Below are 14,403 nucleotides of genomic sequence, written 5' to 3'. Positions count from 1 at the left end.
TAAGTAATTCAATAAAGGTAACATGTAAGAAGTAGAACAATAGACGTGGGCAATGGGCAAAGGTTGTGGATTGCTGGTTTTTTAGTGTTGTATGTTGTTTTTCCCCATGCACTGAAAGAGGCTGAGCAGGATTATCGTTGTGAACAGTAGAAATGCTCTGGATGAACAGTGAGATATGTTTTGAGGATAAGTATGTGTTGAGTATAGCAACACAGGGATTTCTAGCGAAAGCAGAGTAAAAGGGTTAAGAAGCGGGGGTGTCATGCGCTGGAAGAAGGCTAAAAAAGCCAGAATTATGATACGGCAGTCGGAAAATAAGGATTTTTATTCTCTTCATCCTACGCATCAGTGGTCTTGGGAAAAAATAGCTCTCTATCGAGAAGCTATTAATGCGGCTATGCGGAAATATGTTCGACGATTTCCTCATGATGTGTGTTTGAAGCATATGGCTGAAGAGATCATTGCTGGAAAAACACAGTTGTGGTTGATCTTAAAAAACAAAACTGAATTTAGTGCTTTTGTGGTCACTAAAATTGAAAGAACACATGATGGAAAAAAACGTGTTGTGATCTTAGATCTTGCTGGTCAAGGAGGGGTGAAACTGGTTCCATTGATTGATCAACTCGAACAATGGGCACGTACTATCGATGCTGATGAAATTTTGACACTAGGAAGATCTGGGTGGGCAAAAATACTTGTTCATCACGGATATGCCATCAATCTTATTCATTATAGAAAGGTTTTAACGCATGAGCAGACGGAAAAGTCCTCAAGTTCAAACAACGACACAAACGAACGCTCCTCCCTCATGGGCAGAGGATATTTTAAAACAGGCAAGTGTTGAAGCCCTCAATTTGTATAATAAAGGTATTGAGGGAAATGTCTATCAAGGAGAACGCCATGCCGGTTTAAGTGAGACAACACAAAATGCTCTACAGGGTCTAGAAAATGCAGCCAATCAGTATAATAATTCGGCGCTTAATGAGTGGCTTAAAGCACCGACAAAAAGTGCACAAAATCTTTCAGATATGGCCGCTGGAAATTGGATGGGCAATAATAGCAAATTTAATAATGCTCTTAGCAATGCACTGAATAAAACTTCCGATGTTGTCAACCAATCTATGGCGGGAGCAGGACGCTACGGCTCTGGAGCACATACCGGTGTGCTTACCGATGCATTGGGGGCATTAGCAACTCAGGCAACCGCACAACAATATAATCATGATGTCAATCATATGCTCAACGCTAATCAGATGATTGATCGTTCGATGCAAAATCAGGTGAATGCAGCCAATAATTTTTATCAAGGACAAAGCAATGCTCAAAACAATGCTTTAAAAGGAGGAATGGTGCAGGATGCAAATCAGCAGCATGCTTTGGATGTAGAGAGAGAAAAATGGTTCGAACAAGATAATCAAGCTTGGAACCAATTAGAGAGATTACTGAATCTTGGAACCAAAGCAGCCAGTAGCTATGGCACAAAAACAGGAGAAACCATAACTACGCCTTCGACTATAAAAGATCCTTTGCATGATGCACAGCGGGTGCTTGGCTTGTTGAAAGGCATTATTGGTCTTTCCGATGTAAAAGTTAAAGAAAATATCGTCCCCATAGGGGAAAAAAATGGCTATCCCCTCTATGAATTTAATTATAAAGGAAATCCACAACGCTATCGTGGAGTTCTTGCTCAAGATCTCATTCGTTTGAAACCTGATGCTGTTTATATGAATATAAAAACACATTTATTACACGTGAATTATAACACACTCGGCTTTGGATTGGAAAAGGTTAAAAAACCAAAGAAAAAATTCTTTGCCTTTTTCTCTTCTTTCTTTTCTTGGTTTAGTGTTTCACAAAAAGGACAGATTCTATGAGCTCGATTTATGATTGGTCTCTTGTCGCAGCCGAAAATGCTCGTTCCGACGAAATAATCAACTGGGCTGAAGGACAACCTCCGAGTTCAGTGAATGATAGTGCTCGAGCAATGATGCAGCGCGTCAAAGAATATTTATCTGATATCGGGGGAACGGTTGAGGTTAAATTCACTATAACGACCGAAGAAAAGAGCGAGAGTAAAACTTCTATTCACTTGACCACTAAGGTTCCTTATGCAGCTTATCAAAATGGTATTGTGCTCCGATTCAAATCTCAAGAAACCAATGTGGGAGCAACAAGTGTTGTCTTAAATCAGTTGTCTTCTCAGTTGATTTATAAAGGAACACAAGAAGGGCTCAAGCCTTTAACCGGTGGGGAAATGCAAAAGGGAGGGCTTTATGAGCTCATCTATTATTCTGGAATCGGTGAAGGAAATGGAGAAGGATGGTATTTAACAAATCCAACCGTTATTATCCCTAAAGTCAGTTTTCCTTCAGGGTTTATTGCTTGCTTTGCAATGGAAAAAATCCCCACCGAATGGCTGTTATGTGATGGTAAAGCTTATGTACGAGAGGAATATGCTAGCCTTTTTGAAGCTATTGGAGAAGTTTGGGGAAAAGGAGATGGCACAACAACCTTTAATGTCCCCGATTTTCGTGGCATGTTTTTACGGGGATTGGACAGTGAAAGAGGGATTGATAAAAATCGTGTTTTGGGAAGTGAGCAAAAAGATTCTTTTGAATCCCATACCCATACGGGAAAAACAAATAAAGCAGGACAACATAAGCACTCATTTGTAATGAGTAAGGAGAGGAATGATATACAAGGAGGGGGAGGCCTTATCAGACATAGAGACCCAGAAACAAGGTATACAGATTCTGCAGGAGAACATACCCACGAAATAATCCTCAATAAAACAGGGGAAGAGGAAACACGTCCTAAGAATATGGCTGTTATTTATGCCATTAAGGTATAAAATTTTTCGTTCTCAAAAACTTCAAAGTGTTTTCGTTGCTTCGTGGGAGAGAGGCAAAATAAATATAAGTGTAGGTAAATCTTGAAAACACGACAATGGAAAAAAGAAGTGATGAAAATTTTCTCTATTTTCATCACGACATATTGATTACATAGGCGAAAAGGGAGAGAGTAAAATGGCATTATTTCCATTTTCAATCGCTGATATCGATGATCCTAATTATATTCGTGTTGTTCTCTACGCCAGTGGGAGAATGGGGCATGCCCCTTTAAATGCTTTGTTAAAGCAAATGTCTCAAGAGGTCAGGCGTGAAGATAAAAAACAGCAAACAAATTATACAAACCTTTCACAGCGTGTTACAGCGTTAGAAGAAAAATTGACAACAATCATAAAAGATAATAATTTTTTATCAGAAAAAGCAGGGTGATTTCCAAAAGTGAAAAGGATTAAGCGGATAATTAAGTGTCTCCTTCATCATGTATAATGAAGAAGAGATACATTGATCTTCACGATCTTCACCACCCAAGCCATTTTATGGAATCAGAAAAATGCGTAAAATATCAAAAGAAGGACTTGCACTTATTAAACAATGGGAAGGATTACGCTTAAAAGCTTATCAAGATGCTGTTGGTGTGTTGACAATAGGCTATGGTCATACAGTGCAAGCAGGAGAACCTGTTGTGAAAGATGGTATGGAAATCACCCATCTTGAAGCAGAAGCTTTGCTTCGAAAAGATTTAAGCCAATTCGAGCGAACCGTGGAACGCAAGGTGAAACAGCCCTTAACCGATGAACAATTTGCAGCTCTTGTGTCTTTTTGTTATAATGTAGGAATAGAGGCCTTTTGCAATTCTACACTCTTAAGAAAATTGAATAAAGGAGAGTATGAAGCTGTACCAGCTGAATTGCAAAAATGGACAAAAGCAGGCGGAAAACGTTTGCAAGGGCTTGTGCATCGACGAGCAGCTGAGGCTGGTTTATGGGCCAAAGGAGCTTATGTTTCTTCTAATTATCAGAAAGTGGAAATAGCGGAGAAAGCTCTTTTTTTCAGAGCAGAAGTCTTTGCGCCATTAATTGCATCTTTTTCAGGTCTTACAGGGTTTGTTACAGGACAAGGTCCTGTACAATGGGCTCTAGCGGGCATTATGATTTTAGCCGTCATTTTGGGTACCATCTTGTATATTAAGACAGTAGGGAAAGAACAATAGTGGTTTTTTTATTTCGATGGAGCTTTGTGGCGCTTTTAATAATTATTATTGCATTGAGTAGCTTTTTTTATGGACGTTCTTTTGAACGGACAAGGTCCTTAATGCAAGCGATGTCAGCTCTTCAAAATCGTGAGAAAATTAATGTTGAGACTTTTGCTCTTTCCCCTTTTAACCTCTGTCGTGCTCTTGGGGGGATGCCAAAGGAGTGTACCATTCTCTTGCATAGGATGGAGCAAGCCTCCGACTATTAATAAACCTGCAAATTTGGTTAAAACGGAACCTTTGTTATCCCGCTGGATTGTAGAAACAGACCATTTTGGAAAAAAACAGAAATGTTGGTGATCATAAAAACGAAAAAACTGATCTGCAGGGGAAGGCTAGACAGCTAGAGTAAAAAAGAAATGAAAATGAAAAACACCAATATTTTGGTCACTTTATTCTCTGCTTTTGTTAATTTTTTTAGGGAAGAGAATAAAGCAGTGTGTTTTTTTATGATGCTGATAAAAATTTGCGAAATTAAAAAAGATAAAAAGAGCAAGACGATTTTATCATTTATCATAAGAAGAAATTTTAGCCTGAGAAAAACAGAAAGGTTTCTTTCTTGAAATGAATGAAAGGTTGCTTTTTGATGTCAGACAATTGATAATGACTTTTTATTTTGTTCAAAATTGTCTTCTCAAATAAGCTTTGTTCTCTCGGTAGAGTAAAGGATACGCTGTTTATGGAAAAAAGACTCCGCGCAAGACGAAAATCCTATCGCAAAAAATTATATAAAAAAATGTCTTTTGTTTGTATCGTTCTTTTTTGTGTGCTGACTTTTGGTTTTGTGGTGAAAACGATTCTCAGTTACTTTTTTTTCAAACAAGAGAGCGTACAAGAAGACCCCGTTAAATTAGTTATTCCAACATTTGATTTTCGTGTTTATTGCAAAGAAATCGCTGCTTTAGCTACACCCGATATGGTGGAACAAGTTTATCTACGCTGCTTTAATTTAGAGAGTGAGGCTTTTTTTGCAACGCGCAAAATGTGGGGACATTCCTCCGATGATGTTAAGAAAAAATGTATAAAAATCATTCGTCCAGGAGATGGAAATTATTTTTTATTTCGTGATTGTCTTCTCAGTGAACAGGAAAAAAGTGAAGGAAATAATAAAGGGCGCCATCATTTTTAAGACCTCAATTTAATATATTAATATTTAATATATTGAGCGAAAATTTTGCTCAAGGATATTAGGCATTTCCCAATGATGGTATGTTTTTCAATGATGTGAACCTTCTTCTCAGAGAAAGAGAAGTCAGCTTTATTCATAGTGTGTTATTCATTCTCAGTAAATTATGTGTATTCCATTAGAAAGGGATTAAAAGCTCCTTTCTTTAAAGGCAGAGGAGATTGCGAGATGTGATCTAGTGTATAGGCGATATCATCAGCAAAAACTTCCAAAGACGGATTTTTACGTTGATCGAGTTGTTTGCAAGAACGCTGACATGTCTGACATGTTTCAACGAGAACAGTCTCTGAACTTTTGTTAAAATCGCAGCAAGAGACGCTTTCAGTTGATTCGCAAAAGGTGCACTGAAAAGGTGGATAATGCCATAAGGTGCCACAATAAAGACATGAACAAAATCGTGTGCTTTCTTCTTTTAGTCCTTCATCAATAATAATACTTGCTGAATGTATTCCTCTGCAGGCAGGGCACAGATTCTGTTGTTGCAGCTTTACAATTTGAGAATTGAGCTGTGAAGCAGCCAGAGAATAAATAATTTGTAAAACACCAGTGATAAAAAGATGTTCTCCTGCTTGTTTTGGAGGAATTTTACAATGAAGTATATTATTTCCCCAGAGACGCCATTGATCTTTTTGAAGATGCGTTGTGTTTAAAGCTTCTTTTTGTTTTGTGGAGAGACTATACGTTGACATATTGTTTAAAAAATCATGCACAACACTTTCATAAAACCCCAATTCTAATATCTTTTCTCGATCAATAAAAGGAGTCGAAAGAGCACCAAAACGAGCAAGTGCACTGGAAAAATCTTTAAATCGTTCGACTAATTTTTGTTGGACTGTGCAAAAATTAGCTAAAAAGAGAAGGGTATTTTTAGCAGAGTGAGTGGTGGCTAAATCTGTAAAGCGTTGAGCTCGTTTGGCAAACAAAACTTCTCTATCAGGAAATTTGATAATAAATGAGGAAGGAGTTGTATGAGGCGCGTCTAATTTCTCTGAATCTTTTTCGTATAGCATGTTAATATCCCTCTTTAGGATTTTACTTATAACCTCTTTTTCTTATAAAAGTTTAACATTATTGTTTTGAAGATCACTTTATAATTTATTTTCTGTGGGGATCTTCATTTTATAGAACTTTTTTCTACTCTTGGGTATTGTCATTACGCTCTCTTTGGGCAAGAATTGATCATATTTTCAAATATGAAGAGTCAGATGTCTTTGTTATTGAGCAGTCGTGTTAAGAAATATGAGCTTTCATATCTGAAAAAATGAATTAAAAAGAAGGATGACTTTTCAAATCCGTAATAAATGTGTGTATATTTGCGTTTTTGTGTTGTTTTTCGACAATATAATGGTTTTTTTTAACGAAATTATGATTTATTTTAAAAAAAACACTTGGCGTTTTCTATGAACATCTCTAGGTTCCTATTACTACAGTAAAGAAGGAATTTTGAGTTTAGTGTTCCGTACGGTTTTTGTAATTTTCAAAGAATAGTACTTTCATTAAGAAATCAAGAGATATCGTTTAAGTTAAGTGCAATGGGGATAGTTCAATAAATAAATTTTGAACAGGGTTAGCATTATTTAAAAGTAATGCGATAAGAGAATTTAAAGAAAGATATGATCCAAAAGGGATAAATATGAGGCCACAGCAGAATAGACGCGTACGCGGTCGCAATAATAATAACAATAACAATCGTCGCAGTCCTAATCCGTTGTCTCGTAATTATGAAAGCAACGGGCCAGATGTTAAAATTCGTGGGAATGCTCAGCAAATTGCTGATAAATATATAAGTCTTGCTCGTGATGCACAAGGAGCCGGTGATCGCGTTATGTCTGAGAATTATCTGCAGCATGCTGAACATTATTTGCGTATTATTTTAGCTGCTGCTGATCAAATGTCTCAATTTCATAAACGTGATGAAAATCATGAGCAAGAATTTGAAGAAAAAAGCGCTGAAGAAAACGTAAAAGGGGGTAATAATGAGGGGAGATCATCGCTGCAAGAACAGCCATTAAAAAATGGTGATGGGCAAAAAGATAAAGATAAAGAAAAGCGTGCAGAGGATCAAAATTCCTGGTCCGATCAAGTTGATCAGAAAGAACAGCAAATTATTGAAGAAGGTGTTGGAACTGTCAAACAATCACGACGTCTTTCACATCGCCGTAAGATACGTGTTTCAGAAACATTGTCTTCTGAACAATCAGCAATCGTTTCAGAAGGTACTGAAAGAAATATGACATCAGCGGAAAAGATTATTTCTCTTCCTTTATTAAATGAAAAGGAGCAGAAAAAGCCACGTCGGCGCCGGAGTGTATCTTCTTCAGCAGAAGAAAATACTTAAACATTTTAAACTGCCTTTTTATTTTATATGATGATATTCTTTAAATTTATTGTAAAGAAGAAGGGGTTGGTGCTTCTTTTGTAATGTTGACAGAAAAAACCGAAAGAAGCGCACCGGTGTGGTAATTATAAATCATAAATTTTGTTTGTCCTTTTGGTGTCAAAAGTCTTAAGACAATATTCTGATCGGAGAGGCTTTGCGATAAAATTTGCGTTTTTGGAGGCAAAGATAATGTGTGGTAAGTTGTTGGAAACGAGTCGCTTTGAGAAGATACAGGATGTATCAATTTTGGCTTGGTTTCAGGTTTGATGATTTTATAAATCACTCCAGCAAAAACAGCAAGAATTAACAAAAGCGTGATAGAGATGGCAATGATCATCAAACGCATCAATTTTTTTCTCACCCGTTCCACAGCAGGATCTAATGGTACATCTGAGGGAAGAACGCAGAGCTCACTATATTGAGCTTGGGGATCATACATTGGTTTATGCCTCGCTATTATTTAATAGGCTGTTGATTTTTTTTAAATTTAACTAAATGTATACTTTTAATTATTGTTGTTCAATGGGAAGATTTTTGGAAGAGGACAGAACGGTTTTACATACTTTGTTAGGGTGTTGCATGCATGTCATCATCGGTGTTTTGTTTTTTAAGAAAAAAATCGCCTTTGTTTGTTACAGACCAGCTAAGGGTGACTTTTTGTTTTTTTATATTGGCAGAGATCTTTGCGCATTGAGCAAAGATTTGCTCCCCATGAGAAGTAAATTTTTTAATTAAAGGCATAATTTTCTGTTCACATGTCTGTGTTGTAGGATAAATTTTAACCATGGTGTCATTGGAATAACAACTATTAAAATCATCTGTGCATGAAACCAGTAAGAGAACAGCAATAAAAGGACTCATAATATACTATCCGAATAAAATAGAGATTGTTGAGAAATTGTTTAGAAGGTAGCTTCTTTAGATTCTAAACAATCTCAAAGGATTTTTGTTCCATAATACCGCTTTCTTTCTAAGATAAAATATCAAAATAAGTATTAGAAACAGAGAGGCAATAGATCATTCCGTCTTCTGTCAATTTTAAAAAAGCTGAACCATCAACTGCAATAGGAACAATTTTGTCCAAAACGGTATTTCCAAAACAGGCTTTCTTATGCCCAGGAAGAAAGATTTTCTTTTTAAATTCTTCACTCCATGTAATAAAAAGTTGCGTTTTTCCTTCGCCTATTGTGCTGACCGTGCAAGTAATAGAGACATTACCTTCTTCTTGTGATAAAGCGCCAAAAGAAAGCGAATTAATAATTAATTCATGAAAAGCTAATCCAATATGCAAAACTGCATTTGGAAAAAGATAAGGGTCTACACCCTTAATAGAAAAACGCTCCGTTTCTTTTACTAAATAGTTTAAAATTTGTGTTTGTACCAATTCACGAAATTGAGCGCCGCGCCAGTCAGATTCAGTAATCAGATCTTGGGAATGGGAAAGAGAATGAAGACGTCCCTGAAATTTTCTTAAAAAAGTTTGCAATGATTCTGTATAGCGCGCAGTTTGAGTTGCAATACTTTGGATAATCGCTAAAAGATTTTTAGAACGGTGGCTTACTTCTCGCAGTAATATTTTAAGTACTTGTTCGCGACGGCGTAGACCTGAAATATCAACGCCTGTGGTGATGATACCAATGATTTTTCCGTTTTCATTCCGATGGCAATCAATAGAAAATTTGTACCAAATCGTTTGTTTAGCGGTATCTTCAAACCGTGCTTCAATAGTTTGTGTTTGTCCTGTTGATAAAACCTGAAGCTTGATGGTTTCCATATTATCAGCAAGATCGATCGAGAAAAAATCACTATCACGACATCCAATTCGCCATTTGCTTTGCAAAGGTTTAGGCAGGTTTTCTGCCCATAAATAAATCAGATTTGTTGTCTGATATAAAACACAAATATCAGCACCGCGGATTGCTTGCATTAAAGCGCTGAGGTGTGATCTATCAATAGATATGTTTGAAGGGGGAACGAACATAATCAAATCGTTGCCTTCTGTTAGGCAGCTTTGGATGCATTCTCTTGAAAAAACAAAGCTTGCGAGATAAGAGCTTTTACCATATCAGGATTAAAGGGTTTAGTGACTAAAAAAGTTGGTTCCGGACGCTCTCCGGTGAGCAATCTTTCAGGAAAAGCCGTGATAAAAATTACCGGGATACAATCATTTTTTAAGATATCGTTGACTGCGTCAATGCCAGAACTGTTATCGGCTAATTGAATATCGGCTAAAATTAGGCGCGGTTTTTTTTGATGATACATCATAACAGCTTCATCATGCGTTCGTGCAATTCCTATCACTTTATGCCCAAGACTTTCTACCATTTGTTCAATATCCATTGCAATCAGAGGTTCATCCTCAATAATCATTACTTGTGTTGCGATTTGTTGAGAGATATCAAAAGAAGCTTGGTTGAGGAGTTGATGAAACTTTTGTGAATCAATTTTCATGATTTCTCCCGCTTCACCTTCATTAAATCCTTCAACAGCAATGAGTAAAAAAGCTTGTCGTGCGCGGGGAGTTAGATAGGATAATTGAGTACAGGCTTTTTGTTCAAAACCAAATTGTGGCAATGGTTCTGCAATATTGGGTGTGGTTTGATCAAAAAGATGACAGAAAAGTTGATAAACTCCAATCCTATCACTGGAGGCTTGTGGAAAAATGGAAAGATCAACAATAAGCGCTTCTAACATAGCAGCGACATAGGCATCACCAGAAGTTTGGCTTCCTGTGATGGATCGGGCAAAGCGTCTAAGATAAGGAAGATGAGGGGCAATGCGTGTTGATAATGACATGATTGATAACTCCTTCAGTCTTTGAAAGTACTTTAAATTTCTTAAAATCCCTCTCAGATAAAAAAGTTCCTGCTTTCAGTATGGAACTTTTTAAGGGATGCTATATTTACAACTTTAAAGAGAAAAAATCTTCTAATACTATTATATAGATTAAAGGGCTAAAAAATGAACAACTTTGGTGAAAAAAATCTCACCGATTATTTTGTGTTTGAAGATGATCTTCTCGGAGCAAATAATGAAATAGCACTGAAATTGCGGCAATTTTATATGCAAATTCAAGAAGAGCCGCTTCCCCTGCATTTATTAGAACTTTTGGACAGACTGGAACAGGCAGAACAAGATAGCTTTTATCGAGAAGAAAAAAGGTTTGATCTCTTATGACACGTAGCTCAAAAGATTTTAAACAAGAATTGCTTTTAGTTTTGCCAGCTTTGCGTGCTTTTGCTGTTTCTTTAAGTGGCAAACACCATAAAGCCGAGGATTTAGTGCAAGATACGCTTATGAAAGCATGGGCTAAGCAGGAAAGTTTTGAAATAGGAACCAATATAAAGGCATGGCTTTTTACGATTTTGCGCAATGAATTTTACAGTCAAATGCGGAAAAGAGGAAGAGAAGTGCAAGATAGTGATGGCACTTTCACTCAAAATATGGCTATTCATCCTTCTCAATATGGGCTGCTCGATTTACAGGATTTTAAAAAAGCTTTAAGCACCTTATCAGCTGAACAGAGAGAGGCAATTATTTTAATTGGTGCATCTGGTTTTTCTTATGAAGATGCAGCAGCTATTTGCAATTGCGCTGTTGGAACAATTAAAAGCCGCGTAAGTCGTGCACGCAATCGTTTGCAGGAGCTTCTTCAAGTAAATGGTGAATGCGATTATGGTCCTGATCTTTATTCAGCTGGAACTATCTTGTGTTCTTTTAGTGATTAAAAGAATAAATAATTATGAGTAAGAAAAGTGTTTTTATTCTCGTTATAGAGACTAGAGGAAATAAAAATTTTGAGGGTATCTAAAGTCTTTTTATCTTTGTCCTTATAGGGACAAGAGAAAAAACTGAGATGAAGAAGATGATCATTTTCCTTTGCTGTAAAAAAATAAAACAATTCTTCTATAGGTTAAAGAGTTCTGGTTGTTGAGTTCATTGATGGAAAATATATGATAATAAAGACGAATTTGTCTCCTAAAATATCCATTTCTGATTCAACGACATCACGTTGGCGATGGGGAGCAATTATTATTTCTCTTTTTATGGCTCTTTTGGCTTCGACCTTTATTATTTTATTGTCCAGTGCTGTTGATCGGGAAGTCGCACAGTTAAACACAAGTTCAGAACTGCGTGAACAAGCAGATTTAGTGCTTATTGGTTTAGTCGATATGGCTGCAGCAAATCGAAGTTACGAAAAAAGTCGTCGGTTGGAAGATAAAATCCGCTTTGAGAAGGCGGTTCTTCATTTGGATGATATTCTCAATTATATTGCCCTGCTTGTTCACTCTCATTCGCAATGGTATACGTGGTTTACAGCTTTTAAAAAAGAGGTCAAAGCACGTATAGCAGTTATGAAGGATCATATGGTTGCTCTTGATTCATCTCCAGATCAATCTATTCTTCCCTCCTTTTTTCCTGAAATTAAGGCGAGCCAAATTACGCGTTTGGCTCAATTAATGACTGATTTTATCGATGGAGATGATATTGAACGACAAAAAAAACGCGAAGATATAGCGCTTATGCGTGCTGCTTTAACTTTAGCGGCAATTATTTCCGTTGTGAGCACTTTTGTTTCTGCCTATTTTGTTATTAACCGTTTTCGGTGCGATATTCGGTCTTTAAAGACTTATCAGTTACTGCTTCATAGCGAGAATACAGCTCTTGAAGCCCGTGTGAAGGAACGAACACAGGAATTGGAAAAAGCAAGGAATTATGCTGAAAAAGAACGCTGTCGTGTTGAAATGTTGTTACAAGATGCGAGCCATCGCATTGGCAATTCTCTTGGTACGGTTTCTTCTTTGCTTGGTTTGCAATTAAATCGAAGCAAGAATGAAGAAGTTCGCGCTGTTTTAGGAGCAGCTCGCGATCGCATTCAAACAATATCAGCAGCGCATCGGCGTTTGCGTTTGAGTGATGATATGGAAACGACATTATTGGCGGATTTTCTCAATTTGGTTGTACATGATGTCGAATTGGCTATACCATTTGAATTACGAGAAAATATCACTATTCATACGGATTTTAAAGATTGTCAATTATCTTCAAGAGATGCTACAACGCTTGGAATTATTCTCGGTGAATTGCTCACAAATTCTTTAAAACATGCTTTTCCTGATAAGCGCCGTGGGAATATTTATATTTCTTGTGGACCTCAGAATAATGGAAAAATGGCGCTAATCGTTGAAGATGATGGTGTGGGGATGTGCGGTCAAAATGAAGAGCTAAAAACAGGACTTGGCAGTTTGGTTGTAGAACAACTTTGTATGCAATTTGGGGAAAAATCACTATTTGAAACATCTAAATTAGGAGGAACAAAGGTGATAATCCCTTTACCAAAGCTTATAGAAAATTGCTCAGACCGCCTTTAATATCCTCTGCAAGGGGATCATCTTTTCTTCGAAAAATTATCGAAAAGTATTTCATGGTGAAAAATTTCATTGATAAAAGAACTGAATTTTTAACAAAACCCTCTATAAAAATTAGGAAATTTAAAGCTAAAAAAGTTCCAAGGAATTATAATTATTCAAAAATAATAGCTCGCTAAGATTCTCATGCAAAGGTTGAAAACGCAATGGGGAATTTATTGCACTCCCAAAAGTCTGTCTAACGCTTTTCTAAATAGAATTAAGACGCATTTTCTGGTTGTGTTACACTGTATATTAAAGCGTCAATATTCTTTTTTTCTTTCAAGAATGTTTGCAGATCTTGATCTTTTAAAGATTTGCTATCAGGCAAACGAATACGCATAGGATCAACTTTTTTACCATTAACAACGATTTCAAAATGACAGTGAGGTCCAGTTGCAAGACCGGTCGATCCAACATATCCAATGATTTGTCCTTGTCGTACTTTGACACCTGGTTTAATATTTGCGGCATGATTATTTTGGTGTGAATAACTACTAACATAGCCATTAGCATGTTTAATTTCTGTATGGTTTCCATAACCGCTAACTACCCCAACTTTTGTTACTACACCATCTCCAACGGCAATGATGGGTGATCCTTTTGGAGCAACCCAATCAACACCTGTATGCATGCGCACATAGCCTAAAATAGGGTGCTTCCGTGGACCAAAAGGAGAACCAAAAATGCCATTAGGAATCGGTTTTCGCAGTAAAAAAGGCTTTGAACTTTTGCCTTCTGAATCATAATAATCGGCTCCGCTATTTTTGGATTGGTAACGGTAATATTTATAAGTAACACTGCCAAAAGTTGCACTTATATAACGGATTTCAGGATCTGCAGGAGAGGATGCAGTTTGCAGCAGCATGCCATTTTTTGTGCTCTTATTGTTTTTTTCAGTATTTTGTTGTTTGGGAACAGCGTAAAATATTTCAAGCTGATCAGTTGGTGTGATGCGGCTTTTCATATCAATATTCATTGCAAGCAAACGAATAAGATGCTGTGAAAGAGATTGTGACATGTTATGACTGAGAACAGCTTGATAGATTGCATCATAGACCGTTGGTAATTGTGCCATATTAACATAAGAATGAGGCTGACCTTTTTCAAATGCAGTTTTAAGCACATGCGACATTTCTGGTTCTGTACTTACAACAAATTGGTTGTCATCATTGAGGGCAATTGTGATAATATGATTCATTCCTTGATAAATACTTGCCCGTACAAGATGATCTTCTTCACCCTGTTGTGTAACAATTCCAATGCGTAAAAGGCTTCCTGCTTTGAGTGTATTTGAACGATTCAATTTAGCTAATATTTTTGCAATT

Annotated in this window: 17 protein-coding genes (1 of these 17 cut by a window edge); 11 read left to right on the top strand and 6 right to left on the bottom strand. The window is 36.8% G+C overall.

Annotated elements, in window-relative coordinates; genetic code table 11:
- Window positions 1-262: 262 nt before the first annotated feature.
- The 7 genes from BJB63x_RS05020 (at window position 263) to BJB63x_RS04985 (ending at window position 5,230) form a co-directional block, all read left to right on the top strand.
- A complete protein-coding gene (locus BJB63x_RS05020; RefSeq protein ID WP_078719255.1) occupies window positions 263-844 on the top strand; it encodes a hypothetical protein in 582 nt (193 codons plus the stop codon).
- A complete protein-coding gene (locus BJB63x_RS05015) occupies window positions 750-1,874 on the top strand; it encodes a tail fiber domain-containing protein (protein WP_078719254.1) in 1,125 nt (374 codons plus the stop codon). Before BJB63x_RS05020 ends, BJB63x_RS05015 begins: the two co-directional genes overlap by 95 nt.
- Entirely contained in the window at window positions 1,871-2,851 is a 981-nt protein-coding gene (locus BJB63x_RS05010; RefSeq protein ID WP_078719253.1) for a phage tail protein, read from the top strand. Before BJB63x_RS05015 ends, BJB63x_RS05010 begins: the two co-directional genes overlap by 4 nt.
- A gap of 175 nt (window positions 2,852-3,026) precedes the next feature.
- Window positions 3,027-3,278, top strand: a complete 252-nt coding sequence (locus BJB63x_RS05005; RefSeq protein ID WP_078719252.1) for a hypothetical protein — start codon at window positions 3,027-3,029, stop codon at window positions 3,276-3,278.
- A 121-nt stretch (window positions 3,279-3,399) separates the two neighbouring features.
- Window positions 3,400-4,059: a lysozyme gene (locus BJB63x_RS05000; protein ID WP_078719251.1), complete on the top strand. Its 660-nt coding sequence runs from the start codon at window positions 3,400-3,402 to the stop codon at window positions 4,057-4,059.
- 26 nt (window positions 4,060-4,085) lie between these two features.
- A complete protein-coding gene (locus tag BJB63x_RS04995) occupies window positions 4,086-4,310 on the top strand; it encodes a hypothetical protein (RefSeq protein ID WP_194284781.1) in 225 nt (74 codons plus the stop codon).
- A gap of 470 nt (window positions 4,311-4,780) precedes the next feature.
- The gene (locus BJB63x_RS04985) at window positions 4,781-5,230 is read left to right on the top strand and encodes a hypothetical protein (RefSeq protein WP_078719248.1); all 450 of its coding nucleotides are present in this window, start codon (window positions 4,781-4,783) and stop codon (window positions 5,228-5,230) included.
- A 161-nt stretch (window positions 5,231-5,391) separates the two neighbouring features.
- Here BJB63x_RS04985 and BJB63x_RS04980 read toward each other — a convergent pair whose 3' ends face one another.
- Window positions 5,392-6,297: a formate dehydrogenase accessory protein FdhE gene (locus tag BJB63x_RS04980; protein ID WP_078719247.1), complete on the bottom strand. Its 906-nt coding sequence runs from the start codon at window positions 6,295-6,297 to the stop codon at window positions 5,392-5,394.
- Between the two features lie 623 nt (window positions 6,298-6,920).
- Between BJB63x_RS04980 and BJB63x_RS04975 the strand changes: the two genes are divergently transcribed.
- The gene (locus tag BJB63x_RS04975) at window positions 6,921-7,625 is read left to right on the top strand and encodes a DUF4167 domain-containing protein (protein ID WP_078719246.1); all 705 of its coding nucleotides are present in this window, start codon (window positions 6,921-6,923) and stop codon (window positions 7,623-7,625) included.
- A 46-nt stretch (window positions 7,626-7,671) separates the two neighbouring features.
- Here BJB63x_RS04975 and BJB63x_RS04970 read toward each other — a convergent pair whose 3' ends face one another.
- The 4 genes from BJB63x_RS04970 to BJB63x_RS04955 all read right to left on the bottom strand — a co-directional run bounded on the left by BJB63x_RS04970 (window position 7,672) and on the right by BJB63x_RS04955 (window position 10,463).
- Entirely contained in the window at window positions 7,672-8,106 is a 435-nt protein-coding gene (locus tag BJB63x_RS04970; protein WP_078719245.1) for a hypothetical protein, read from the bottom strand.
- A gap of 128 nt (window positions 8,107-8,234) precedes the next feature.
- A complete protein-coding gene (locus BJB63x_RS04965; protein ID WP_078719244.1) occupies window positions 8,235-8,528 on the bottom strand; it encodes a hypothetical protein in 294 nt (97 codons plus the stop codon).
- A 109-nt stretch (window positions 8,529-8,637) separates the two neighbouring features.
- Window positions 8,638-9,648 (bottom strand): PAS domain-containing sensor histidine kinase, encoded by a 1,011-nt coding sequence (locus tag BJB63x_RS04960; protein ID WP_078719243.1) that lies wholly within the window; start codon window positions 9,646-9,648, stop codon window positions 8,638-8,640.
- Between the two features lie 20 nt (window positions 9,649-9,668).
- Window positions 9,669-10,463 (bottom strand): response regulator, encoded by a 795-nt coding sequence (locus tag BJB63x_RS04955; protein ID WP_078719242.1) that lies wholly within the window; start codon window positions 10,461-10,463, stop codon window positions 9,669-9,671.
- Window positions 10,464-10,628: 165 nt separating this feature from the next.
- Between BJB63x_RS04955 and BJB63x_RS04950 the strand changes: the two genes are divergently transcribed.
- The 3 genes from BJB63x_RS04950 to BJB63x_RS04940 all read left to right on the top strand — a co-directional run bounded on the left by BJB63x_RS04950 (window position 10,629) and on the right by BJB63x_RS04940 (window position 13,039).
- Window positions 10,629-10,844: a NepR family anti-sigma factor gene (locus tag BJB63x_RS04950; protein WP_078719241.1), complete on the top strand. Its 216-nt coding sequence runs from the start codon at window positions 10,629-10,631 to the stop codon at window positions 10,842-10,844.
- Window positions 10,841-11,395, top strand: coding sequence for an RNA polymerase sigma factor (locus BJB63x_RS04945; RefSeq protein ID WP_078719240.1), 555 nt, complete (start codon window positions 10,841-10,843; stop codon window positions 11,393-11,395). Before BJB63x_RS04950 ends, BJB63x_RS04945 begins: the two co-directional genes overlap by 4 nt.
- Before the next feature lie 225 nt (window positions 11,396-11,620).
- Complete coding sequence (locus tag BJB63x_RS04940) at window positions 11,621-13,039, top strand: sensor histidine kinase (protein ID WP_078719239.1); 1,419 nt, start codon at window positions 11,621-11,623, stop codon at window positions 13,037-13,039.
- 256 nt (window positions 13,040-13,295) lie between these two features.
- On the opposite strand, the gene BJB63x_RS04935 is transcribed toward BJB63x_RS04940, so the two are convergent.
- Window positions 13,296-14,403, bottom strand: partial view of a M23 family metallopeptidase gene (locus tag BJB63x_RS04935; RefSeq protein WP_078719238.1) — the 3' portion only. It continues 875 nt past the right edge of the window; only the last 1,108 of its 1,983 coding nucleotides appear in the window; the start codon falls outside the window, past its right edge; it ends in the stop codon at window positions 13,296-13,298.

The organism is Bartonella sp. JB63, assembly GCF_002022665.1.
Taxonomy (GTDB): Bacteria; Pseudomonadota; Alphaproteobacteria; order Rhizobiales; family Rhizobiaceae; genus Bartonella.
The sequence above is the reverse complement of the archived record's forward strand: the minus strand, read 5'-3'. Positions and strand labels throughout refer to the sequence as shown.

Excerpts from the sequence above, each read along its gene's own strand:
- BJB63x_RS05000 (WP_078719251.1), top strand. The coding sequence starts at position 3,400 with ATGCGTAAAATATCAAAAGAAGGACTTGCACTTATTAAACAATGGGAA.
- BJB63x_RS05005 (WP_078719252.1), top strand. The coding sequence starts at position 3,027 with ATGGCATTATTTCCATTTTCAATCGCTGATATCGATGATCCTAATTAT.
- BJB63x_RS04945 (WP_078719240.1), top strand. The coding sequence starts at position 10,841 with ATGACACGTAGCTCAAAAGATTTTAAACAAGAATTGCTTTTAGTTTTG.
- BJB63x_RS05015 (WP_078719254.1), top strand. The coding sequence starts at position 750 with ATGAGCAGACGGAAAAGTCCTCAAGTTCAAACAACGACACAAACGAAC.
- BJB63x_RS04975 (WP_078719246.1), top strand. The coding sequence starts at position 6,921 with ATGAGGCCACAGCAGAATAGACGCGTACGCGGTCGCAATAATAATAAC.
- BJB63x_RS04940 (WP_078719239.1), top strand. The coding sequence starts at position 11,621 with ATGATAATAAAGACGAATTTGTCTCCTAAAATATCCATTTCTGATTCA.
- BJB63x_RS05020 (WP_078719255.1), top strand. The coding sequence starts at position 263 with ATGCGCTGGAAGAAGGCTAAAAAAGCCAGAATTATGATACGGCAGTCG.
- BJB63x_RS04955 (WP_078719242.1), bottom strand. The coding sequence starts at position 10,463 with ATGTCATTATCAACACGCATTGCCCCTCATCTTCCTTATCTTAGACGC.
- BJB63x_RS04960 (WP_078719243.1), bottom strand. The coding sequence starts at position 9,648 with ATGTTCGTTCCCCCTTCAAACATATCTATTGATAGATCACACCTCAGC.
- BJB63x_RS04985 (WP_078719248.1), top strand. The coding sequence starts at position 4,781 with ATGGAAAAAAGACTCCGCGCAAGACGAAAATCCTATCGCAAAAAATTA.
- BJB63x_RS04965 (WP_078719244.1), bottom strand. The coding sequence starts at position 8,528 with ATGAGTCCTTTTATTGCTGTTCTCTTACTGGTTTCATGCACAGATGAT.
- BJB63x_RS04950 (WP_078719241.1), top strand. The coding sequence starts at position 10,629 with ATGAACAACTTTGGTGAAAAAAATCTCACCGATTATTTTGTGTTTGAA.
- BJB63x_RS04980 (WP_078719247.1), bottom strand. The coding sequence starts at position 6,297 with ATGCTATACGAAAAAGATTCAGAGAAATTAGACGCGCCTCATACAACT.
- BJB63x_RS05010 (WP_078719253.1), top strand. The coding sequence starts at position 1,871 with ATGAGCTCGATTTATGATTGGTCTCTTGTCGCAGCCGAAAATGCTCGT.
- BJB63x_RS04970 (WP_078719245.1), bottom strand. The coding sequence starts at position 8,106 with ATGTATGATCCCCAAGCTCAATATAGTGAGCTCTGCGTTCTTCCCTCA.